Source organism: Streptomyces collinus Tu 365 (genome assembly GCF_000444875.1).
In the GTDB taxonomy this organism is placed as follows: domain Bacteria; phylum Actinomycetota; class Actinomycetes; order Streptomycetales; family Streptomycetaceae; genus Streptomyces; species Streptomyces collinus_A.
The window spans coordinates 8,177,695-8,199,989 of the sequence record NC_021985.1 but is presented as its reverse complement, the minus strand read 5'-3'; the positions used below and the strand labels follow the sequence as shown (position 1 = coordinate 8,199,989).

General features: G+C 70.7%; 20 protein-coding genes and 1 pseudogene. 11 read left to right on the top strand and 10 right to left on the bottom strand.

Going from position 1 to position 22,295, the window contains the following annotated elements:
- Positions 1-64 precede the first annotated feature (64 nt).
- Positions 65-863, top strand: a pseudogene (locus B446_RS35095) (transposase).
- Here the strand turns inward: B446_RS35095 and B446_RS35090 are convergent.
- Together B446_RS35090 and B446_RS40625 are read right to left on the bottom strand one after the other, a co-directional pair.
- A complete protein-coding gene (locus B446_RS35090) occupies positions 779-2,575 on the bottom strand; it encodes a helix-turn-helix transcriptional regulator (RefSeq protein ID WP_237751095.1) in 1,797 nt (598 codons plus the stop codon). The pseudogene B446_RS35095 and the gene B446_RS35090 overlap by 85 nt on opposite strands.
- Positions 2,576-2,580: 5 nt before the next feature.
- Positions 2,581-3,360, bottom strand: coding sequence for an AAA family ATPase (locus B446_RS40625; RefSeq protein ID WP_237751096.1), 780 nt, complete (start codon positions 3,358-3,360; stop codon positions 2,581-2,583).
- Positions 3,361-3,803: 443 nt separating this feature from the next.
- On the opposite strand from B446_RS40625, the gene B446_RS35085 reads away from it, so the two are divergent.
- The 3 genes from B446_RS35085 (at position 3,804) to B446_RS35080 (ending at position 6,447) form a co-directional block, all read left to right on the top strand.
- Positions 3,804-4,001, top strand: a complete 198-nt coding sequence (locus B446_RS35085) for a hypothetical protein (RefSeq protein WP_020937390.1) — start codon at positions 3,804-3,806, stop codon at positions 3,999-4,001.
- 551 nt (positions 4,002-4,552) lie between these two features.
- Positions 4,553-4,828 carry a hypothetical protein gene (locus tag B446_RS39080; protein ID WP_148305706.1) on the top strand — a complete coding sequence of 92 codons (276 nt, stop codon included), beginning with the start codon at positions 4,553-4,555 and terminating at the stop codon, positions 4,826-4,828.
- An 899-nt stretch (positions 4,829-5,727) separates the two neighbouring features.
- A complete protein-coding gene (locus B446_RS35080) occupies positions 5,728-6,447 on the top strand; it encodes an NAD(P)H-binding protein (protein ID WP_237751097.1) in 720 nt (239 codons plus the stop codon).
- A 163-nt stretch (positions 6,448-6,610) separates the two neighbouring features.
- Here B446_RS35080 and B446_RS37765 read toward each other — a convergent pair whose 3' ends face one another.
- The 3 genes from B446_RS37765 to B446_RS35070 all read right to left on the bottom strand — a co-directional run bounded on the left by B446_RS37765 (position 6,611) and on the right by B446_RS35070 (position 10,053).
- Positions 6,611-6,898 (bottom strand): DUF4232 domain-containing protein, encoded by a 288-nt coding sequence (locus B446_RS37765; protein ID WP_272945902.1) that lies wholly within the window; start codon positions 6,896-6,898, stop codon positions 6,611-6,613.
- A gap of 252 nt (positions 6,899-7,150) precedes the next feature.
- On the bottom strand, positions 7,151-7,279 hold the full coding sequence (locus tag B446_RS40865) for a hypothetical protein (RefSeq protein ID WP_272945899.1): 129 nt from the start codon (positions 7,277-7,279) through the stop codon (positions 7,151-7,153).
- Between the two features lie 182 nt (positions 7,280-7,461).
- Positions 7,462-10,053 (bottom strand): ATP-binding protein, encoded by a 2,592-nt coding sequence (locus B446_RS35070; RefSeq protein ID WP_020937393.1) that lies wholly within the window; start codon positions 10,051-10,053, stop codon positions 7,462-7,464.
- A 189-nt stretch (positions 10,054-10,242) separates the two neighbouring features.
- Between B446_RS35070 and B446_RS41020 the strand changes: the two genes are divergently transcribed.
- From B446_RS41020 to B446_RS36315, 4 genes are all read left to right on the top strand, one after another.
- A complete protein-coding gene (locus B446_RS41020) occupies positions 10,243-10,974 on the top strand; it encodes a Helicase associated domain protein (protein WP_078614578.1) in 732 nt (243 codons plus the stop codon).
- A gap of 124 nt (positions 10,975-11,098) precedes the next feature.
- Positions 11,099-11,692 (top strand): hypothetical protein, encoded by a 594-nt coding sequence (locus B446_RS35065; RefSeq protein ID WP_020937394.1) that lies wholly within the window; start codon positions 11,099-11,101, stop codon positions 11,690-11,692.
- Between the two features lie 126 nt (positions 11,693-11,818).
- On the top strand, positions 11,819-12,277 hold the full coding sequence (locus tag B446_RS35060; protein WP_020943823.1) for a DUF1153 domain-containing protein: 459 nt from the start codon (positions 11,819-11,821) through the stop codon (positions 12,275-12,277).
- Positions 12,278-12,322: 45 nt separating this feature from the next.
- Complete coding sequence (locus B446_RS36315) at positions 12,323-12,982, top strand: hypothetical protein (protein ID WP_148305707.1); 660 nt, start codon at positions 12,323-12,325, stop codon at positions 12,980-12,982.
- A gap of 270 nt (positions 12,983-13,252) precedes the next feature.
- On the opposite strand, the gene B446_RS35050 is transcribed toward B446_RS36315, so the two are convergent.
- From B446_RS35050 to B446_RS35035, 4 genes are all read right to left on the bottom strand, one after another.
- A complete protein-coding gene (locus B446_RS35050) occupies positions 13,253-15,565 on the bottom strand; it encodes an FdhF/YdeP family oxidoreductase (RefSeq protein ID WP_020937397.1) in 2,313 nt (770 codons plus the stop codon).
- A 36-nt stretch (positions 15,566-15,601) separates the two neighbouring features.
- Positions 15,602-16,222 carry an SRPBCC family protein gene (locus B446_RS35045; RefSeq protein ID WP_043474403.1) on the bottom strand — a complete coding sequence of 207 codons (621 nt, stop codon included), beginning with the start codon at positions 16,220-16,222 and terminating at the stop codon, positions 15,602-15,604.
- Between the two features lie 411 nt (positions 16,223-16,633).
- Positions 16,634-17,047, bottom strand: coding sequence for an ATP-binding protein (locus tag B446_RS35040; RefSeq protein WP_020937399.1), 414 nt, complete (start codon positions 17,045-17,047; stop codon positions 16,634-16,636).
- A gap of 366 nt (positions 17,048-17,413) precedes the next feature.
- On the bottom strand, positions 17,414-17,767 hold the full coding sequence (locus tag B446_RS35035) for a hypothetical protein (RefSeq protein WP_043476963.1): 354 nt from the start codon (positions 17,765-17,767) through the stop codon (positions 17,414-17,416).
- Positions 17,768-18,307: 540 nt separating this feature from the next.
- On the opposite strand from B446_RS35035, the gene B446_RS36310 reads away from it, so the two are divergent.
- From B446_RS36310 to B446_RS35020, 3 genes are all read left to right on the top strand, one after another.
- The gene (locus B446_RS36310; RefSeq protein ID WP_148305708.1) at positions 18,308-18,745 is read left to right on the top strand and encodes a hypothetical protein; all 438 of its coding nucleotides are present in this window, start codon (positions 18,308-18,310) and stop codon (positions 18,743-18,745) included.
- A complete protein-coding gene (locus tag B446_RS35025) occupies positions 18,742-20,832 on the top strand; it encodes a hypothetical protein (RefSeq protein ID WP_020937402.1) in 2,091 nt (696 codons plus the stop codon). Before B446_RS36310 ends, B446_RS35025 begins: the two co-directional genes overlap by 4 nt.
- Before the next feature lie 112 nt (positions 20,833-20,944).
- Entirely contained in the window at positions 20,945-21,352 is a 408-nt protein-coding gene (locus tag B446_RS35020) for a YunG family protein (protein ID WP_020937403.1), read from the top strand.
- A 127-nt stretch (positions 21,353-21,479) separates the two neighbouring features.
- Here the strand turns inward: B446_RS35020 and B446_RS35015 are convergent, their stop codons facing one another.
- A complete protein-coding gene (locus B446_RS35015) occupies positions 21,480-22,160 on the bottom strand; it encodes an adenosylcobinamide amidohydrolase (protein ID WP_020937404.1) in 681 nt (226 codons plus the stop codon).
- Positions 22,161-22,295: the final 135 nt, after the last annotated feature.

The window sequence follows — 22,295 nt, the reverse complement described above, 5'->3', positions numbered from 1 at the left end:
GACGAACAGCCATCACCAGAGGTTGTCCCGTACCCGGTGTGGCACTTGGTGCGTTGCCATGGTCATGGGTGGGGTGATCTCAGCGGATGATCCGAAGTGGATCGAGCCGTTCTCCGGGTTGACCGAGGTGCAGTTCGGCAAGCTGGTGGCGTTGGTGCGGCGCCGTGGAGGTGACGTTCAGCGAGGCAGGCCGTGGCGGCTGCCGCTGGCGGACGGGGTCTTGCGGTGGCGACGTACTGGCGGACCAACCTGACGTTGCGGCAGGTGGCGCCGCTGTTAGGGGTTTCGAAGTCCGGGGCCGACCGCATCCTCGATCACCTCGCACCCCTGCTGGCGATCTCGCCGGCGCGTCGGCCGCGCAAGGACACCGTCTACATCGTCGACGGCACCTTGGTGCCGACCCGTGACCGGAGCATCGCCGCCTCGAGCAAGAACTATCGGTACTCGACCAATCTGCAGGTCGTCATCGATGCCAACAGCCGCCTGGTTGTGGCGATCGGCATCCCGCTACCTGGTAGTCGCAACGACTGCCGGGCCTTTGCCGAGTCCGGTGTCGACCGGGCCTGCCGCGGAGCTCCGGTGATCGCAGGTGGTGGCCACCAGGGCACCGGCCTGCTCATCCCGCACCGCGAACGGCGCGGCCAGAAGCGTCTGAGCGCGCAGCAGGAGGCGGAGAACACCGTCCACCGCAGGGCCCGAGCGCGGGTGGAACATGCGCTGTCCCGTTGAAGAACTGGAAGGTCCTGCGGGACTGCCGTCTCAAGGGGAACGGCAAGTCCTACCGGTACTCGGGACGGTCGAGCTTGCGGGCGGCTTCGTGGCGGGTGTGGACGCCGAGTTTGGCCAGGACTGAGCCCACGTGATGTCCGGCGGTCTTGGGCGTGATGTAGAGCCGGGCGGCGATATCTGCGTCCGACAGGCCGTCACCCAGCAGTTTGAGGACGTCCATTTCCCGGTTGGTCAGTCCATAGGGGTTGCTCCGAGTAGCCGCTCGCGGGCCGGAGCGGACGGGGCGCACACGCATGACGGCGCGGGCGCGAGCTGCGGCGGGCCGGGAGCCAAGTCTCTCCAAGTCGGCCAAGCCTTGGCGCAGCGCGGTGTCGTCTGCGGAAAGGCGGGCCATGGCGGCGTTGTAGGGGCAGCCGAGTTCTTCCCACAGCCGTGCGGCAGCGGTGCTGTCTCCGTTCAGCTCCAGCGCGTAAGGTCCGACCGCCGGCACGGGCGGGGGTGTGCCCCCGGCGCGATGGATCCAGCAGGCCAGGGCACCGGTCAGCCAGGGGTGGGCGCGCTCTGTCAGTGCGGCCAATCCCTGTTGTGCCTCGGCCTGCGCGCGCTCGTCGTCTCCGGCCAGCCAGGCCGCCTCGACCCGGGCTTCCCATCCGAGTCCCATGTCGCGCAGGCAGTTGGCGTCGACGAGGCTTGCTGCCTGCTCCAGCGGTGGCCATACCTGAGGCTCGCCGCAGCGAGCCCGGACCAGGCCCAGCACGGTCAGGGCTATGGCCCGGTCGATCGGTGGTGAGAGGGGATGGGACAACACCTCGTGTGTGGCGTCGGTGGCCTGATGCCACGCGCCCTCATTCAGCAGCATCCAACTCTTCATGGCCTTCGTGCAATAGAGGAAGGTCAACAGCTCGTGTTCAAGGCAGTAGGCCTCCGACCGCTGTACTGCGGCCGCAGCTCGAGTGTTGTCCCCCTGCAGCAGGAGGTACCAGCACATGAGCATCGCCATGAAGCCTGCGTCGAGTTGCAGATCCTGCGCCATCGCGCTGGACACCGCTCGTTCGCACTCCTCCCAGCCACTGCCTTCGCAGAGCATGCGTGCCGCTGCAGGGTGGAACTGCGCCTGGACGACCAGCCCCGCATCACCGAGCCCCCCGCCCACGTCCATCGCCCTCTGGGCATAGGCGTAGGCCACCTCTGCCCCTTTGTGGTCGTAGACGGACAGCATCGACAGGTTCAAATACGCCCTGGCCAACTCCGCACTCGGGGACAGCTCTTCGAGCGTGCGCACAGCCTCCAGGCCAGTGTCGAGGGCCTCGGTGCTCCGCCCGGCCGGCCACAGCATGTACGACAGCCAGCGCAGGTCCTCGCCCTCGTTCTGCCTGTCCCCCAGCGCATGACGCAGCTTGACCGCCGTCCGGCGAGAAGCGATCGCCTCCTCAAGGTGACGGGCCAGGAAACAGGTCAGCGAATGGCCCTCCCACAGAGCGGCCTGCCGGTCGGGCGGCAAGCCGCCGGCGTACCGCAGCGCCCGGGTGAACTGAGCCGCTGCCTCCCGGTGCGCGCCCAGTGTGACCGCATGAGCCGCCGCTGCAGGGGCGTACTCAAGCACCGCGGTCTCGTCGCCGGCTGCTTCGGCGTGGTCCGCCAGCAGAGATAGATCAGCCGAAGCTACGGCGCCGGACCGCATTGCTGCGAGCACCTGCCGGTGTACTTGCAGGCGGCGGGGGGCGGGGACGGCATCCAGCACCGCCAGCCGGATCAGCTCGTGGCGGAACTCGATGGTGTGCCCGTCGGTGCGCAGGATGCCGCTGGCGACGGCTTCCTCCAGGGCGTCCTCTGCGTTCGGCAGCATGCCGGCTACAAGCTGCAGTGAGCCCGGTGTCCCAGGACGGCGAGTACATCGGTGATGTTGCGCGCCGGGCCTGAGAGGCCGCCCATGCGGCCGGCGACGGCTTCGCGCACTGTGACGGGGAGGCTGCCGGCTGGGGTGGCCAGGATCTCGGTGACCAGGAACGGGTTGCCGGCGGAGACGCGGTACAGATCCTCCACGTCGATGGCATGTCCGGTGGCCAGACGGGCCACGGCCCCGCGGCTGAGCGGGTTCAGAGTGTGGCGGGACACCCACCGGTACCCGGCCAGGGTGCCCAGCAGCATGGTCAGCGGATGGGTGCGGCCGATCTCGTCGTCGCGGTAGGTGGCCACCACCAGCGCGGGAACGGTCGGCAGGCGTCGGGCCAGGTAGCTCAGCAGGTCCGTGGTGGCCTCATCCGCCCAGTGGACGTCCTCAATGACCAGGAGGCTGGGCCTGCCGCTCAGATCGGCCAGCAGGCACTCGAAAACCTCACCAGGATGGCCCGCGCCGGCCACCGCTCCTCTCAAAGCGGTGCCCACCGCCTCGCCGAGATCGGGGGCCAGGTCCATGAGCGGCCCCAGCGGGCGCGGGGTGGCCAGCGGGTCACAGGCCCCGACCAGGACCCGGACGTAGGGATCGGCCAGCTCGACCAGATGCTCGACGACGGTGGTCTTGCCGATACCGGCCTCGCCGCGCACGAGCGCTACCCGTCCAGGGCCGCTCGTGGCTGCCGTCAGGTGACCGGCGAGGTCCTGGAGCACGGTCTCTCGCTCCAGCAAGTCCATCACCCGTCATTCTCCCTCCTGGTGCCGAGCAGGTGCAAAAGATCGGAATCCGGTCGGAATGAGGCCAGGCGGCCAGCAGATGTGCGATGTGTGTGGCGTACCAGGCGAAACCGTCGGATGCGGTGGGCAGCACATAGGGTGTGCCGCGTAACTCGTGGGGTGTAGCGGACTGGAATTTGGGGCGTGGACCCGATGTGCCGCCCGTTGCCGCTAGCGCACGCTGTCTGTGTCGAAGAGTTCCAAAGCCCCGAAACCCGTACGAGGTTCAGGCGCAACGGAACTGATTTTGGAGCACTCCGCGTCGGATTGCCGACCACCTCCACTGGCTGTGTGATGCCAGCGCACTCCGACCGCTTCATTGATGGCTGCCATCGACACAGAACCCTCCTGAGGGCAGCCCAAAGCCGACCTTCAGTTACTTTAAGTGATCACCTGGATCGACCATGACCATCATCAACGACTTCCTCCAAGGGCTTGCCAACGACGGCTACCCCTTCACCGCAGACGCGAGTGATTCCGAGTTCTGTATGCAGCACGGCTGGCACACCGGAGAGGACCGCTGCCCTGACTGCTACCGGAGTTTCTTGATTGGGCTCCGTGATGTGAACAAAGCCTTTCATTCTGTGGTGATCGACCCATGAGGCTGAACACAGAAGATCCTCCATGCGCCCACGCCCAACGCACGACATCCACGTGGAGGCGCACCCAAAAGCGGCGACGACGCACTCGTACCCGCTCTGAAGACCGAAGTGCTGAATTCCACCGAAAGGGGAGAACCCATGCGTAGTAATCGATTCCTATTCGCACTCAGTCCAGCGATCCTCGCCTCTCTCGCGCTCTCGCCGGGCGTCACCGCAGAGGCAATGGCCGCCTCATCTCCTGCCGCGGCAGCGACGGTGGCACCCAGCGGGTCCGACAACAACGGCGGCAAGGCGGAAACGCCGGTTGCACCGGGTCCAATCGACCCGCCTCCGGGGTCCAAGCAGTTGGGCTGGGGGGGTGGTTACGGCCAAACGCCGGGCGACTCGACCGGGCCTGGCTACGGTGGCAGGGGCACACTTGAGAAGCCTCCCGACTGGGTGCCGGGGAGCAAGCAGGACCCGACTCCGAAGAACCCGCCGGTGGACTGGCCACCGCCCCAGCCGAAGAACCCGCCGGTGGACTGGCCGCCCCCCAGCCGAAGAACCCGCCGGTGGACTGGCCGCCGCCCCAGCCGAAGAACCCGCCGGTGGACTGGCCGCCGCCCCAGCCGAAGAACCCGCCGGTGGACTACCCGCCGAACACCTACCCGCCGATGTATCCACCGGGGACCCATCCGTGGCCGAAGCCGAATCAGCACCCCAACAACTGGGGCAATAGATGGGGCAGCAACTGGGGCAATAGGTCCGGGAAGCAGGGCGTCAAGGTCTGCACGACGTACTGGAAGTACGGCGTCAAGTACAAGACCTGCTCCTACAGCCGCTGGTAGTCCGCACCGGCTGAGGATGGCCAGGCCGACTGCTCGCGCAATCGAACGATGCGAGGTATGTGAGGGCTTCGCATAATGTGACAGCCCCGACCCGATGCGGGTGCGGGGCTGTCATGCGTACCGGTCAGCGCTGCGCCGGGGTGAGGACGGTCTCCCAGCCCCGCCGGGGGAGGGCGGGCGGCGTGCCCAATGCCTGGTGGTTGCGGGCTGTCGGAACGGTCTCTGGCCGATGCCATCTCAGCCGAGATGCCCTTCCGAGTGGCGGCGGGTGCAGTGCCTGGCCGACTTCCCTACAGGGAGCTTTTCTGTGAATGACTCGCGAGCGCGCCGGTGAAAGGTTGGGCGCAGCGGAGCACGGCCGGGCGAGAAACCGATCCAGCGACGCCTGCATAGTGGTCCGCTGGTGGGCATGGGCGGCGGCGGCAGGCTATGCGGGGGGCAGCATCCCGCTGCGTCCACCAGGCGTCGTGGGCGGGGGTGAATTCGTCCGCTGAGCGGGTCTGTTCGAGAGCGGTCGAGCCGACGAAAAGGGGCGCCGACCCCGGGGTGCGGCACGGCCGGGGACGCAATCCTTTCTGCCCAGACGCAGCGCAGGGCTGTTCCGTATCCCCCCTCTGGCACTCATCATCCGGTCGGCGGCGGTCGTCACCCAATCGGCCGCGATCTCGACCCGGGCGGGATCGAGAACTCCCCCACTCTCCTTCGCCCAGCGGGAACCACCGGTCGTCGGGTGGAGATGCGGTAGTCGTCGGCGGGGAAGCCGTCCACCAGACGCAGCACGGGAATCGGGGCGGTGCGCGTGCGGACCAAAGCCCAAAGGGTGACCGTGCCGGTGTGGCGGTCGACCTGGCGGCGCGCGACCCCGCGAAGGCCCGGGTGCCCGAGGGGGGGTGGAGGCGGTGCGCGGCGACCATCACGACCCGGCCCCCCTGCGGGAGGCGATGACCGGCGCGAGCGCCGCGTTCCTGCTGCGTCCCCCCGGTCCCGACGAGGGGCAGGACGCCGCCCTGGTCGCGGCGGCCGGCGCCACAGGGGTGCGCCGGCTGGTGAAGCTGTCCGCCGTCGGGACGGGCGAGCCCGCGCTCGGCCCCTTCGGCCGATGGCATGTCGACGGCGAACGGGCCGTGCGGGAGAGCGGGGCCGAGTGGGTGGTCCTGCGGCCTTCGACGTTCGCCTCGAACTCGCTGAGCTGGGCCGGGGCGCTCCGGGCGGGCGAACCGGTGCCCAACATGACCGGGGACGGGACCTCGGGCGTGATCGACCCGCGTGACGTGGCCGCCGTGGCGGTGCGGGCCCTGCTCGACGGGCGGTACGCGGGGCGGACGTTCACCCTGACCGGGCCGGAGGCGATCAGCCTTCCGGACCAGGTGGCCGTCCTCGCCTCGGTGCTGGGCCGCCCGCTCACCACCCGGAGCCTCGCACCGGACGAGATCCGTGAATTCCTGCGTACCACCTGGGGCTTCGACGACGCGCAGGCGGAAGCCGTCGTGCTCAGCACCGCGTTCGTCCGGGACGGGGGCAACGCGGCGGTCACCGCGGACGTACCCGAGGTGCTGGGCAGGCCGGCCCGGACGTACCGCGCGTGGGCGCGAGCCCACACGGAGGCGTTCGGCGTGTAAGCCGGATGTCGGCTTGTAGTGCTTCGTTACGTCGGGTGATCGGTGATGGAGAAGTATTACCAAACACCCCCGGCGGGACGAAACGCTCTTTTAGGTGTTCGTGGGCCGCCGCCGGTCAAGACCGTGGCCCCGGTGGCCGGGGCACCGCCGTTGGTCCGGCGTACTACGAGGCACTTCCCGAGCCCGGCTGGAGCGCGCTGACGCTCAGGATGCCCACCGTCCCGGCGCAGCCCGTCGAGGTGTAGGCGACGTAGATCGGGGTCGTCTGGCCCGGCGGGTAGACCTGCAGGTACTGCGCGGCGGTCGGGTGGCACTGCGCCGCAGGGTAGTTGCCGGCATCCGTGATCCGCAGCAACGCGTTGGCGGTGGCCCCCGGTGCCAGGCCGGAAGCCTCACCACCGCCCCGACCCCGCCTGGAACGGAACCTGCCTGATTGGGCCCCCTGTCGCAGTACGACAGTCAGCTCCCAGGGGCGTCGAACTCACATGTCCCGTACGGTCATCAAGGACAGGCCCGGCTCCTGACAGGACGAGCCAGGCTGGCGGCCCCGTGCCCCCTTCGCACGTGACGCGGGGCCGCTCCCCCGCGACGGCAACCCACACCCCACCGCCTCGTCAGCCGCCTCGACACCTCCCTGGCCGCTCCCGAGGAAGCCGCGCATCGGGTGCGTGCGCGCCTGCGCTCCCTCGCCCGCCACGCCGGATCACCAGGGTGGGACGAAGACGACGAGGACGCCGACGGGGACGAGGAAGGTGAGGAGGACGAAGAACTCACCGCGCGGACCGCTGCGGTGCTGCGGACGGCCTACTGTTACACCCACGAACAGGTGCATGACTGAACTTGGAACGGCGAGCCATGCGGGAGCCGCTTCCGTGACCAGAGCCACCGGGCCGAACTTGCGAAAGGGGTAGGTGGTCGCGTGCTCGGTTCTTCTTCAGGCCGGCCCGCGAGGCGGTAGCGGGCCGCGCAGTATCCTCGCCGCCCTGCTGTGCCCGAGTGCGAGACCTCGGAGTCCTACCGCGACTTGGGGCACTCGAATTTGCGGGCGGCTTCGTGGCGAGTGTGGACGCCGAGTTTGGCCAGTACCGCGCCCACGTGATGACCGGCGGTCTTGGGTGTGATGTACAGCCGGGCAGCGATCTCCGCATCCCGTAGGTCTTCGGCCAGCAGCTTGAGCACATCCATCTCCCGGTTGGTCAACCCGTAGGGGTTGGCCCGGGTGGCTGCCCGGGGGCTGGAGCGGACGGGGCGCACTCCGCGGTTGCGCATCATGGCACGGGCGCGCTTCGCGGCCCGCCGGGCGCCAAGGGTCTCCAAGTCAGCCAGTGCTTGGCGTAGTGCGGCCGCGTTTCCAGCCAGGCGGGCCAGTGCGGCGTCGTAGCGACAGCCGAGCTGATCCCATCGCGCGGCGGCGCCTGCCCAGTCGCCGGCCAGCTCCAGCGCGTAGGGTTCGGCCGCCGGCACCTGTGGGGGTGTGCCTCCGGTGCGGCGAATCCAGCAGGCCAGTGCTCCGGAGAGCCAGGGATGGGTGCGGTCTGCCACTGCGGACAGACCGTGGTGGGCCTCGGTCTTCGCGAGCTCGTCGTCTTCGGTCAGCCAGGCCACCTCGACCCGGGCCTCCCACCCAAGGCCTGTACTCAGCAGGAAATTCGCATCGACGAGGCGTGCCGCCTGCTCCAGCGGCGGCCATACCTGCGGCTCGCCTCGTCGGGCCCGGACCAGTCCCAGGACGGTCAAGGCAATGGCCCGGTCGACCGGCGGCGAGAGAGGATGGGACAAGATCCCGTGTGCGGCGTCGGTGGCCTGGTTCCACGAGCCCCGGTGCAGGAGTCTCCAACTGTCCATGGCCTTCGTGCAATACAGGTAGGTCAGCAGTTCGTGTTCCAGACAGTAGGTCTCCGACCGCTGCACAGCGGCAGTGGCCCGGGCGTCGTCGTGCAGTTGTACGGCGTACAAGCACATGAGCATCGCCAGGAAGGAGGCATCCAGCTGTAGATCCTGTGCCATCGCGCTGGACACCGCGTGTTCACACTCCTCCCAGCCACTTCCTCCGCAGAGCGTCCGTGCCGCCGCGGGGAGAAACCTTGCCTGTACGACCAGCCCCGCATCACCGAATTGCTCGCCCACGGCCATCGCCCTGTCGGCGTAGGCAGCGGCCACCTCCGCATCCTCATGGCCGTAGACGGCCAGTGTGGACAAGTTCAGGTACGCTCCGCCCAACTCCGCGCTCGGTCTCAGTTTTTCGAGTGTCCGCACAGCCTCCAGGCCGGTCTGCGCGGCTTCGGTGCTGTGCCCGTTCAAATGCAGCATGCACGACAGCCAGCGCAGGTTCTCCCCCTCGCGCAGCCGGTCACCCAGCGCATGCCGCAGCTTGGCCGCCGTCCGGCGAGAAGCGATGGCCTCGTCCAGCCGGCGGGCCATAGAGCAGGCCTGGGCATGGCCCTCCAGCAAGGATGCCTGTTGTTCGGGCGGCAGGCAGGCGGCGTAGTGCAGGGCCCGGGTGTACTGGGCGGCCGCCTCCCGATACGCACCCAGGGCGGCAGCATGTGCGGCCGCTTGCGGCGCGTACTCCAGCACGGCGGCAGAATCCCCGGCGGCCTCAGCGTGATCGGCCACCAGCGCCAGATCGTCCGCGGCCACGGGGCCGGAGCGCAATGCCGCCAATACCTGCCGGTGTATCTGCAGGCGGTATGCGACCGGAACGGTCTCGAGGACTGCCAGCCGGGCCAGCTCATGGCAGAACTCGATCAGCTGCCCGCCGACGCGCAGGATTCCGCAGGCCGTAGCCTCTTCCAGCGCTCCGTCCGCATCCGGCAGGAGGCCGGCCAACAATGGCAGCGAGGCTCGGTGGCCCAGGACTGCCAGCATGTCGGCGACCTGGCGGGCCGGCTCCGAGAGGCTGGCTAGGCGGCCGGCGACGGCTTCGCGCACGGTGGCCGGGATGTGCTCGGTAGGGGCGGCCAGGATCTCGGTGACGAGGAACGGATTGCCTGCGGATACGCGGTACAGCTCCTCAGCGTCCACGGCCCGGCCGCTGGCTAGGCGGGCCACGGCCAGGCGGCTCAAGCGAGCTAGGGCGTGGCGGGAAACCCACCGGTAGCCGGCCAGAGTACCGAGCAGCGCGGCCAAGGGGTGGGCACGGCCGATCGCGTCGTCTCGGTAAGTGGCCACCACGAGCGCTGGAACGGTCGGCAGGCGCCGGGCCAGGTAGCGCAGCAGATCCAAGGTGGCCTCATCGGCCCAGTGGACGTCCTCGATGACCAGCAGGCTGGGACAGCCTCTCAGATCGTCCAGCAGGGACTGGAACACCTCTCCCGGATGGCCTGCGCCGGCCAACGCCTGCCCAAGGGCGGTTCGCACGGTCTCGGCGCAATCGGGGGCCAGGTCCAGCAGGGGGCCCAGGGGGCGTGGGGTGGTCAGCGGGTCACAGGCGCCGACCAGGGCTCGGACATGGGGATCGGCCAGCTTGATCAGATGCTCGATGACCGTGGTCTTGCCGATGCCGGCCTCGCCGCGCACGAGGGCTACCCGTCCAGGGCCGCTCGTGGCTGCCGTCAGGTGACCGGCGAGGTCCTGGAGCACGGTCTCTCGCTCCAGCAGGTCCATCACCTTCCATGGTTCCCCTGGCGCTGGATCAGCGCAACACATCTAGAGCGGCTCTGAACAGGTCAAACGGTCAAGCGCCTCACGTCATACGCGCCGTGCGGCCCGGCGGGTGTGGGGTGGCTCGCCGAGCCTCAGGCACGAAGCGTGTCACAGGCGTACAGTCCCGCTCCGCGGAAGGCTCTGCCCTCGATGAGCAGGACCGGCTGTCGATGCCGGTCCGGGGCCCTGTTGAAGGTCTCCACCCCGTGTGATCCTGCCGCGCTCGCTGCCTTCATCAACCTCCGCGTCCTCAGCCCCGAACACGCCCATTGGCGGCGCGGCATGGAAGCCGCCACCTTCTACCACCGGCACCACGGCGACCTGCGTGTGCCCTTCGCAAACCACCGCGTTCCCGCCGGCGATGAGCAGGAGGCGGAGACAGAGGAGTGGCCGAGCGCTCTCGCGGCCTTCCCGCTGGGGCGGCCTTGGGTGGCCGATACCAGGCGGTTCCACGCCCTCGGGGACATGGACCCCGACCACATCGCCCAGCTCGACGCTCTGGGCATGGTCTGGTCGCATCACGACACCATCTGGGTAGAAGGACTCGCCGCCGCCCGTGGATGGGCTGCCGCACACGGGCACCTTCCAACGCGCGGTCGAGCATCCGCATCAATGCTTACGGCACCGCGGCTACGCGGCGCCCCGAGCGCGGCGACACAGGCCCGCTTCCTCACGGAGGCGGTCCGCCTCGCCCGCTCCCGCGCCAATCTCAGCCTCGCCTCATGGCCGGCCGACCCGAAGGGGGCGCCCTCGCCGCTGTGCCTTCTGCGGGGACAGGGGGCCTCCCGCCACTCGACCGGTGCTTTTACCCGGCGCCTACGTGCGGAGTCAAGTCCCGAACTTGCGGAACGTGACCAGGCTGGGCGAACAGGGCGTACTTGAAGCACAAGGCCTCACCGGAAAGGAACGAGGCCGACCGGTAAGGCGGAATTCTCCCCAAGGGGCCTCACCGACATCTCGAATCACTGGGCGACAGAGATGCCCTTGAGAAGAAAGAGGAAAATCCATGACCCGTACCAAGCGCACGTACGACGAGACCCGTCCCCGGCGTCGAGGTATTCGCTTTGCGACCGTCTTCGCGTCGGCCGCACTGCTCACCGGAGGCGTCGCCCTCCCCGTGTCCTCCGCGATGGCGGCTCCGATGCCCGCCTCGACCGTGGCCTTCGTGCAGGGCGGCGGCGCCGGCGGTGACGGTGGCGCCGGTGGTGGCGGCCTGATCGGCGGGGGCGGCGGCTCCGGCGGCTCCGGCGGGGGCAGCGTCCTGGGCGTCGGCGGTGCCGGCGGCAACGGCGGCAAGGGCGGCGACGGCATCCTCGCAGGTGGCGGCGGTGGCGGCGGCGGTGGTGGTGGCGACGGCGTCGTCGGCGGTGCCGGCGGCAACGGTGGTGCCGGTGGCTCCGGCATCTTCGCCGGGAGCGGCGGTAGCGGCGGTGGCGGCGGCAGCGGTGTCCTCGTCGGCGGCAACGGCGGCAAGGGGGGCAACGGCGGCTTCGGCATCCTCCAGGGCGGCAACGGCGGCAAGGGCGGCGCGGCCGGACTGGGCGGTCTGTTCGGCGGGACCGGTGGGGCGGGCGGCGCGGGTGGCGGCAGCCTCTTCTGACCGCCAGGGGCCTGCGGTACCCAGGGCCGCGACGCCGCAGCACCACGGGGTGGAGGCCTGGCAGGCCTCCACCCCTCCAACGGAAGAACCTCCACCCCCGGGCAACAGAAGAATCGGAGAACCTCGATGTCCACAATCTCCTGGCGGCGTCCCCTCCTCATGGCGGTGGCCTCCCTGACCCTCGTCTCCGGCACCGCGTGCGCCGCCCAGGCCGCGACGCACACAGGCACCACCGGCACCAGCGGTTACTCGGCCCTCGCCGGCCGGTCCGCGCACTGCGGCAAGGGTGGGGAGGGCGGCGCGGGGGGCAAGGGCGGCGCGCCCGGCCGACCGGGCCAGCCCGGCCAGCCCGGCCAGCCCGGCGGCTGCCTGTCCTTCAAGGACCTGCCCGACAAGGCGGAGCCGGATCTCACCGTGATGGACAAGGTCCGGATCGTGCTGACCGTGACCTCCGGCCACGCGACGAAGGCCGACGTCGCCAAGAAGTACAGAATCCCGGAGAAGGAGGTCGACACCTGGCAGCGGCAGTTCCAGGACGGCGACTGGCTGGGGCTGCTCGACGACGGCTCCGCCCCCGGCTCCTGAGGAGGGCGCCTGCGCCCCGGCCCGAATTTCTGGACCGGGGCGCCCATGATTTTTGCCATCCATATTTTCCCCAGCTCGCGCTTTTCTCGCAATTCTCGGAAACGTCTTCAGAAAGAGAGAAATTCGATGCCCGTACGCCCGTCGAAATTCGGTCTGGGTCTGGCCGTCTCGGTTGCCGTGGTCGCCGGCGGTGCGCTGGCGCCGACCGCCATGGCGGCGCCGATGCCGCAGAGCCAGGCGGCCGTGAGCGATGCCGCCCTGCACCTCCCCGCCGACAACCACGGCAACGGATCCGGCGCGGGCCGCCCCGTCTTCGGCGCCGGAGTGCTCAGCGGCGTCGAGTTCGGCAACGGCAACATCCGGGTCGGCGACAAGATCTGTGCGGGCAACTGCAACGGAACGGTCAACGGAACCAACGGCGGCAGCGGCGGGATCTGTGCCGGGCTGTGCAACGGCAGCGCCAACGGCGGCAACGGCAGCACTGGGGCACCCGGTCGCAACGGCACCGCCGGCGGCAACGGCGGCATCTGTGTCGGGGTGTGCGCCGGCAGCGCCAACGGCGGCACCGGCGGCACCGGCGGCGACGCCGCGGGCGGCGGGGACGGCGGCACCGGCGGGCGCGGCGGCAACGGCGGCACCTGTCTCGGGGTCGGCTGCGAGACGAGCGGCCAGGGCGGCCGCGGTGGCAACGGCGGCAACGGGTGACCGGCCGGGCCGAGTTGCAGCGGCGGCGGTGCGCTTCACCGGCATGGATCCCGCCGACCGTGCCCCAGGCCCTGTCCGAACTCGCCGAGCTTGCTGCCACCGACCGGCTCACCGTCGAGATCTGGAGATCTGGCGCACCTACTCCACGGATTCAGGCAGGACGATGTCGGTGACCGGCGTGGTGTCGGGGTGGCCCTTCGCGGCCGCCCTCGCCTGGACGGACGGCGGGCCCGCTGCTGTCAGCGGGCCCCACGACCTCGTCGGTTTCGGTCAGACGGGTGCCGGCCGGGATCGGTCGCCTGTGGGTTCGAGGCGGACGACGATGCCCTTCGACGTGGGCTGGTTGCTCACGTCGGCGACGCTGTCGAGCGGCACCAGGACGTTCGTCTCCGGGTAGTAGGCGGCGGCCGAACCCTTGGCCGCGGGGTAGGACACGACCTCGAAGTTCTCGGCCCGGCGCTCGGTACCGTCCTCCCAGACGCTCACCAGGTCCACGCGATCGCCCTGGGCGAGGCCGAGTTCGGACAGGTCGGCCGGGTTGACGAGGATCACGTGGCGGCTGCCGTGGATGCCGCGGTAGCGGTCGTTGTTGGTGTACGGGACGGTGTTCCACTGGTCGTGCGAGCGCAAGGTCTGCAGCAGCAGGTGACCCTCGGGGGCCCGGGGGACCACCCGCTCGTTGCAGGTGAACCGGGCCTTGCCGGTCTCGGTCCTGAACACGCCCTCGTTGACCGGGTTGGGTAGCTGGAAGCCTCCCGGACGGGTCACCCGGGCGTTGAAGTCGTGAAAGCCCGGCACGATCCGAGAGATGCTGTCGCGGATGGTGTGGTAGTCGCCCTCGAACTTGGCCCAGGGGATGTTCCCCTCGCCGTCGAGGCTCAGCCGGGCGAGCCGGCACAGGATGGCGACCTCGCTCAGCAGCACGCGCGAGGCCGGTTCGAGTCGTCCCTGGGAGGTGTGCACCTCGCTCATGGAGTTCTCGACGGTGACGAACTGCTCGCCGTCGGCCTGGACATCACGCTCGGTGCGCCCAAGCGTCGGCAGGATCAAGGCGGTGTCGCCGCAGACGGTGTGCGAGCGGTTGAGCTTGGTGGAGATGTGGGCGGTCAGCCGGCACGATCGCATCGCCTTCTCGGTGACCTCGCTGTCGGGCGCTGCGCGTACGAAGTTCCCGGCCAGGGCGAGGAAGACCTTGACGCGGCCCTCCAGCATCGCCTTGCTGGAGTTCACCGAGTCCAAGCCGTGCGGGCGCGGCGGATCGAAGCCGAACTCGTCCTGAAGGGCGTCCAGGAAGGTGTCCGGCATCTGCTCCCAGATGCCCATGGTGCGGTCGCCCTGGACGTTGCTGTGGCCGCGCACCGGGCAGGCGCCCGTGCCGGCGCGCCCCAGATTGCCGCGCAGCAGCAGGAAGTTGACGATCTCCCGGATGGTGGGTACGCCGTGCTTGTGCTGGGTGATGCCCATCGCCCAGCACACGATGACGCGTTCGCTCCGCAGGACCTCGTCGCGGACCTTCTCGATCTCCTCGCGGGTCAGTCCCGTCGCCGTACGCACGTCGTCCCAGTCGACGGTGCGGGCGTGCCGGGCGAACTCCTCGAAGCCGGAGGTATGGGCGTTGATGAAGTCGTGGTCCAGGACGGTGCCGGGACGCGCGTCCTCCGCCTCCAGCAACAACCGGTTCAGTGCCTGGAACAGGGCAAGGTCCCCGCCCGGCTTGATGTGCAGGAAGCGGTCGGCGATCTGGGTGCCCCGCCCCACGACCCCACGCGGCTTCTGCGGGTTCTTGAAGCGTCGCAGGCCCGCCTCCGGCAACGGGTTCACCGCCACGATGCGGCCGCCGTTGCGTTTGGCCTCCTCCAGGGCCGAAAGCTGCCGCGGGTGGTTGCTGCCCGGGTTCTGCCCCACCAGGAAGATCAGGTCCGCGTGGTGGAGGTCGTCGAGACTCACGGTGCCCTTGCCGACGCCCAGCGTCTCGTTCAGGGCGAAGCCGCTGGACTCGTGGCACATGTTGCTGCAGTCGGGCAGGTTATTGGTGCCGTAGGCGCGGGCGAAGAGCTGGAAGACGAAGGCGGCCTCGTTGCTGGCCCGGCCGGAGGTGTAGAAGACCGCCTCGTCGGGCGAGTCCAGCCCCTTCAGTTCCTGCGCGAGCACGCCCAGGGCGTCGTTCCAGCCAATGGGCTCGTAGTGGTCCGACCCGGGCCGTTTGATCATCGGCTCGGTGAGCCGGCCCTGCTGGTTGAGCCACATGTCGGAGCGTGCGGCCAGATCGGACACGCTGTGCTCGCGGAAGAAGTCGGCGGTGATCCGGCGCGTCGTGGCGTCGTCGTTGATGTGCTTCGCGCCGTTCTCGCAGTACTCATTGCGATGGCGCCGGCCCGGAGCGGGGTCCGCCCACGCGCAGCCGGGGCAGTCGACCCCGCCCACCTGGTTCATGGTGAGCAGGTCGACCCCGGTCTTGCGCGGGGAGGTCTGCTCCAGGGAGTACTCCAGCGCGTGCACGACGGCGGGAACCCCGGCCGCCCACTTCTTCGGCGGTGTCACGGAGAGGGAGGTCTCCGGCTCCTCACCGGGCGGGTTCTGCATCGCTTGGCCTTTCTCTTGCCGTGTGCGGTACGCGGGTCAGCCGACGGGCCACTGGGCGACACGGCTCCTGGGCGGTTCCGGGGTGTCGTGCTGAACCCGGCCGTTGCGGATGGTGCCGCGCCAGGCACCGCCCTCCTGACCGAGCCCTTCGATGAAGTGCTTGAAGCTCACCAGTTCCCCGCGCACCAGCCGCACGGTGAGCCCCACGACCCTGGACGAGCGGGTGAGGACCTTCGCTGCCCCCCGCGGTTGGAGGAGCATCCGGACCGTGATCGCGGTGCCACCGGACTCCGTCGGCCTGAACTCGACCTCGCCCTGGTGGGTGGGGTGCTGCTCCAGGCCACGCCAGGCCAGGTAGGCGTCAGGGTCCTGTTCCACGATCTCGACGGCGAAACGGTGACGCAGGGGGCCGTAGCCGATGGTCCACGCGGTGACGGTAGGCCTGATCTGCTCGACGTCGCGGACCATGGTCGAGAAGCGCGGGAACGTCTTGAACTGCGTCCACTGGTTGTAGGCCGTGCGGACCGGCACCGCGACCTCGACCGTCTCCTCGACGTGCCGCTCGCGCAGCGGACGGCGGCGTGTGACGCCGTCGCCGCCGGAGCGCTTGCCTGGGGTGTTCGGCACGGACTGCCCACCGTCGTCTTCGCGCGTCATCATGGTCCTTCTTCCGGTGAGGGAGCCGGGCGTCCGAAGACCCGGCCCCCCTTTATGAGGCAGGGCATCGCTTCCGGTTCCCCGATCCAGGGTTTCGAGTCACCCGACCGCGTGGGCATCCCGGGCGGCCCCGAGCGCGAGAAGGGGCTGGGCCTGGCTCGCGGGAGGGGTGCCGAGCCGGGGGCGCGATACGGGCGTTGGTCACGGGCTTCTCCAGGTGGCCGCGGCAGGCGCCCTGACGCTGTCCCGAGGTCCTAAGCCGCACGCGACGCGGCGGTGCGGGAAGCCGTGCGCGGCACCGGCATCCACACGGCGAGCGAACGCCTCTGGCTCAGGGACAGGACGTCGCCATCGCGACGCCGCACGATCACCCCGCCCGCGCCCGGCCGACGTTCCGCAGCAGGCTGTGTGTCAGTGGGCTGCGTGTGGCTGGAAGCAGGCGATCACGTCTTTGCCACGGGGACACCGGTGGGCCTGCCAGGTGTCGGCGAGTGCGTCGACCAGTTGCAGGCCGCGGCCCCCGGTTGCGCCGGCATCGGAGGGGCGCTGTTCGGGCAGCCGTGGCGAGGCATCGTGCACCGTCACATGCAGGCACTCCTCGTCCCAGGTGAGGATCAGCTGCGCCGCGCTGCGGGCGTGCATGTGCGCGTTGGTCACCAACTCGGAAACGGCCAGAACCACCGAGTCCACCAGGTCAGGGGCGGTAGCCGCCCAGCCGAGCGTCGTCAGGTGCGCGCGTGTCCAGTCCCTCGCTCCCTTCGCCCCACTGCTCACCGGGAGCGAGCGCGCCCATCCCACAGCCCTCAACGACGACTCCTCCGCCACTGTCTCCTCCTCCAATCGCTGCACTTATCCCCGTCTGCCCCCGATAGCCGATGCGAAGTCCCTGGTCCGTCCTTGGTGACACGTTCCCGTGTCGCCGGGGCACAGGCCGGGCCCCCGCCGGGACGAGCACCGTCGCGACGCAGCAGCCGTTGGCCGGGCGGTTCCGGTGGGAGAGGGTGAACCGGCGCGGCTTCTGCGGCAGCCGGAATGCTGCTGTCCGTTCCCGGGGGCAAAGCCAGGTGATCATCGGGTACGGCGGCGCACCGTTGGAGCCGACAGGGCCTGCCAGGTCACGCTCCGGCTTGAGCAACGCTGCGCCCCGCTCCTTGAGGAATGGGGCGGGGCGCAGCCGGAGGGGTTGGGAGATCAGCGGTTCGCGCAGATCGCGTACACCGAGATCCCGACGTCGCTGTACCGCATCTGCCGGCCGAGGGCGGTCCAGCCGCGTCCGTCGTCGGTCGGGAACGAGCCGACGAGGATGGCGTCCTGGCCCTGCGCCTCCGCTCCCCCGCCGATGGCGACCTTCCCCTGTGGGCAGAACACCGTCCGCCGCTGGAAGTTCGGCACGGTCGCGTTCGGCAGCTTCACCACCTGGTACCCGTCCACCACCGCGGCCGCCTCGACGGGCGCCTGGCCGTCCGACGCCTGCGCCGCCCACCCGACGCCCGACACCAGGGCCACCGCCAGCGCGCCCGCCCCGAGAGTCCTCAAGCCTCGCATCGTGCTCCTCCACGTCCGGTGAGGACCCGACGACCGGGCCTCATCGCGACTGCAACCTTGCCGGGCCAAACTCCTCAGAACGTTGCATACAAGGCCAAACGCCCGAATGTGAGGAACGGGGAGCATCCGCGCCCGATACGCGACCGACAGCCGCCCCCTGGCGCCCCACTTCTGCATCCGTCCGCGGGGGCCACTCCGGTCGAAGCGCGCAGGCGCCCGGGCCGCGCCGAGTCGCCGGCGAGGGCGCCTGCGCGCTTCGACCGGAGCGGCCCTGCTCGTGGGCGGTGCTGCGGCTGGTGTCGGCGGTGCGGGTGGAGGTGGCCGACAGGTCGTCCCGGCTGTCCTGCCCGAAGGGCGTCTTAGGTGGAGGCCGAGTGCGGGCGGCGTCTCGTGCGGCTGGACGCCATGGTCGACGAGTGGGGCGTAGCGCCCGGTCCGGGGAATCGGGAAAACCGTCTGGTGCGCGTGCGCGCCGCGCTAGGGTCCCTGTCCTGATTTCAGGATGTTCAGGACGTCATGGCTGGACTGGGGGGTTTGGCGATGCTTGACGAGGTGATGACGGCTGCCGCCGCGGCGGGGGGCACCGCGGTGGTGGAGGCCGCCGGTTCGGACCTGTGGGCGTGGTTCCGGACGCGGTGCGCCCGGCTGGTCGGCCGCGGTGACCCGGGCCGGGAGGGCGAGGCGCTGGAGCGGCTGGACCGCACCGCCGTCGCACTGGCGGCGGGCGCGGACGAGGGGGAACGGGAGTGGCAGCGCGAGGTGCAAGCACGCCTGTGGCGCGGGGAGTTCGCCGCGCTGCTGGAGAGTGTGGCGGCGGCGGAGCGGGACGAGCTGGTGGCCGGGCTCGACGCGCTGCGGGCGCGGACGGGGGGCCAGGAGAGCGGCGGGGCGGTGTCCGGGAACACCTTTCGCGGGCCGGTCGCCTTCCAGACGGGCGCGCACAGCACCCAGGACATCCACTTCGGGACGGCGGGATGAGCGGGCCCGGTGCCGGGCCGGACGGGGTGAGCGGCAACGCCTTCCACGGGCCGGTCGCTCTGCAGACGGGTGCCGGCAGCACGCAGAACGTCCATCACCATCACGGCCTTGAGGTCCCGTCCCGGCTGGACGCCTCGGCCGACGAGCTGGCCCGCGCCGTGTGGATGCAGTGGCAGGAGGAGGCCGGGCTGCGGCGGCTGCTGGAGCCGCCGCCGCTGCCGCCGCGCTGGCGGGTGACCCGCCGGGACCTGTCGGGCCCGGTCGGCGCGGCGACCGCCAAGGGCCGGTGGTCCCGGTTCGAACCGCTGCCCGGCCTGGCGGCGGTGACCCAGGAGCGGCTGCGGGCCGGTGGCGGACTGGACGAACTGCACGCCGTCTACGGCGGGTTGGCCTCGGGTCGGCTGCTTCTGCTGGGTGCGCCGGCGGTGGGCAAGACGGCCACCGCGGTGCTGCTGTTGCTGGCCGCGCTGCGCCACCGCGCCCGGCCGGACCTCAGTGCGAGGGAGCGGGCGCGTGTGCCGGTGCCGGTGCTGCTGACGCTCGACGGCTGGGACCCGGCCCGGGAGAAGGCGACGGAGTGGGCGGCGCAACGGCTGGCCCGGGAGTACACGCTGTTCGCCGGGCGGGGCGGCCGCGGGCGGGCCCGGGAGCTTTTGGAGTCGGGACGGGTGGCACTGTTCCTGGACGGGCTCGACGAGGTCGACGGCAACAAGCTGCGGGGCGCGATGGTGACCGCGCTGGCGCAGGCTCCGTGCCGGCTGGTGCTGGTCTCCCGGGCGCTGGAGGCCGTACGGACCGCGAAGAAGAACGCCCGGCTGGGCAGCGCCGTGGCGCTGGAGATCCAGCCCGTCGCGCCGGCCGAGGCCGCCACGTACCTGCTCGACCAGCTGCCCGACCCGGCGCCCGCCGCGTGGCGGGCGCTCACCGACCGGCTGCTGCACGCCCCGGACAGCGCGGTGGCCCACGCCCTCGCCAAGCCGCTGGCGATCACCCTGGTACGGGACATCTACGCCGACGACGGTCCGGTGGACGAACTCCTCGACAGCGCCCGCTTCGACACCTCCACCGAGGTCGAGAACCATCTGCTGGACCACGCCGTCACCGCCGCCTACACTCCGCGGCCCGGCACCCCGGCCCCCCGCTGGTCCGCCGAGACGGCGGAGCGGACCCTGCGGTTCGTCGCGCGGCGCCTCGCCGGCGAAGGGGAACGGGACCTGCGGTGGTGGCACATCACAGGGTGGGCCGAGGTCCGGCCCAGACGGCTCGCCATGTGGGCGCTGGTCAGCGTGGTGTGCGGGGTGCCCACCTTCGTCGTGATGTGGCTGGCCTCCCCCACCCTGTCCACCGTGCTGCTCGCGGTCCCGGGCGCGGTCCTGGGCGGTTGGGTGGCCGGCGACCGCTTCGCGGAACTCAGTGATCCGCAGCCGTTGCAGAGTGCCGGCTGGCGGGACATCTTCACTCCGGGAGCCATCGTCTCGGGCGTGGTGGAGTGGCTGGTCCTCGGCACCGCGACGACACTGAGCGCGCCCCTGCTGCCGGGCGACAGCCCGCCGCCCGCGTGGCTCTGCTTCCTCACCACCCTGCCGCTCGGGTACACCGGGGTCCTGGTGACCGGTCGCGGCCACCAGATCGTGGCGGGCGTGCCGTTGCTGTCCGCCGGAGCGGGCTCCTGGTACGACGACGTACGGGAGTACTACAACCGCCCACCGCTGCAGGACACCCGTTCGGTCGGGCCCAGGGATGTGTGGCGGCACCACCTCGGACTGCGCCTCGTCCTCGGCCTGTTGACCGGGGTCGCGGTGGGGTTGCTGGCCGGGCCCCTGGTGGCCTGGTACTTGGGCTCCCCCCTGGGCGCGCTGGCCGCGTTCTCGGGTGCGCTGCTGACGGCCGTCATGGCCGGCCCGGTCTGCAACACGGCCGTCGCCACCGCCGCCACCGCCCTTCAGCTCTCCGCCCGCGAGGGCACCCCGGTGTGCCTGATGGCGTTTCTGGAGGACGCCCGCCGCCGCAACCTGCTCCGGGCGACCGGCCCGGTGTACCAGTTCCGGCACGCCCGCCTCCAGGAACGCCTGGCGCGGCCCCGCTGATCGGCTGGGTGCCAGGCGAAGGCGTCGACGGCATCCGCGGTCCGGGTCCGGCAGCTGACCAGGCGTCTCCCGGCGATCCGTCGCTGTCGGTGGCTGCTGCGATGCTGGCGGGATGACCCCTTGGAATCTGCTCACCCTCCACGACGCTCTGCGCGCGAGCTGGGCCGCCGACACGTGTTCCCCGGACGACCTCGCCCGCGCCGGATGGCAGCCGGACAACCCGGCCTGGGGGCACTGCGACATCACCGCCTTGGTCGTGAACGACATCTTCGGCGGCGACCTCATGGTCGGGGAGGTCCACTGCGGCAGCGATCAGCAGGGATTCCACTGGTGGAACCGGCTGCCCAGCGGTGCGGAACTCGACCTGACGCGCGAGCAGTTCCGCACGGGCCAGACCGTGACCGCAGCGCGGGTCGTCGAGCGGCCGCCGGGCCCTCTGCCTCGGCGCGGAAAGGAGTACCTCCTGCTGCGTGAGCGTGTCACCAGGCACCTCGGGCACCTCCCGGCGCCGGCGGCCTGACCGGCGAAAGCCGTGGTTCAGCTGCAGTTACCCGATGGCGGCTGCCGGGGCGAGCGCGGACACACGGCACTGCGCAGCACCGGCACGGTGACGCGGGCCGAGCCACCCGGTCGTGTGCCGTCGCGAGTCAGCAGGCAGCCGCCGCGGTGGATACGGCCGCGTGGACGGCCCGTGCCAGACGGGCCCCCCACAGGGAGCGGGGGCCGGCGAAAGCGTGGACGTCCTCGCCTCTGCGGGGCGTACGTGTGGCCACGCAGACCGCGTCGGTGGGTGTACCGGAGCAGTCGTAGCCGGCCCCGACCAGCGCCTGCACCTTGGCCTCGGTGGCCGTGGCGACGGCATTGACCAGCGCCGCGTCGGACAGCGCCACGGGAAGGGCGACGACGATGTTGACCGTGCCCGCCCGTAGCGGCGCCGCGGTGCCCTCGGCCGGGGATGCGGCCCATCCCCGTACGCCGAGGCCCGCCGTCGCCACCGCGTCGACTCCGCCGTCATGCGCGCTGCCGTGGGCCCGCACGTCGGCTGCCGTCATCAGGCCCACCCCCTCGCCCCGCGCGCCGGCTTCGTGGGCCAGCACGGCCAGGTGCCGGGCCGGGTCGGTACGCCGGTAACCGTGGGAGACCTGCGCGTTGAGGATCCAGGAACGTTCCCCGATGCCTCCGCCGAGGACAGCGCTGCTGATCATCCGCCAGCCGGGTCCCGGCCGCCACAAGAGAGCGTGCAGCCTCTCACCGTCCTCGACTCGGGACAGCTGCTGCACCCGCAGCAGTCGGGTGGCATCGCGGGACGACGGGATGACGGCACTCACCTGGCAGGTACTCCTCAGGACGAAATGAATCCGCTGATCGTACGGGCAGATCGTCATGGCGGGGACGGCGGCCGCAGGCGGTGGCGAGCATGCGCGCCCTGGCCGCTTCTGCAGGCTGACGCCCTCCTGCCGCAC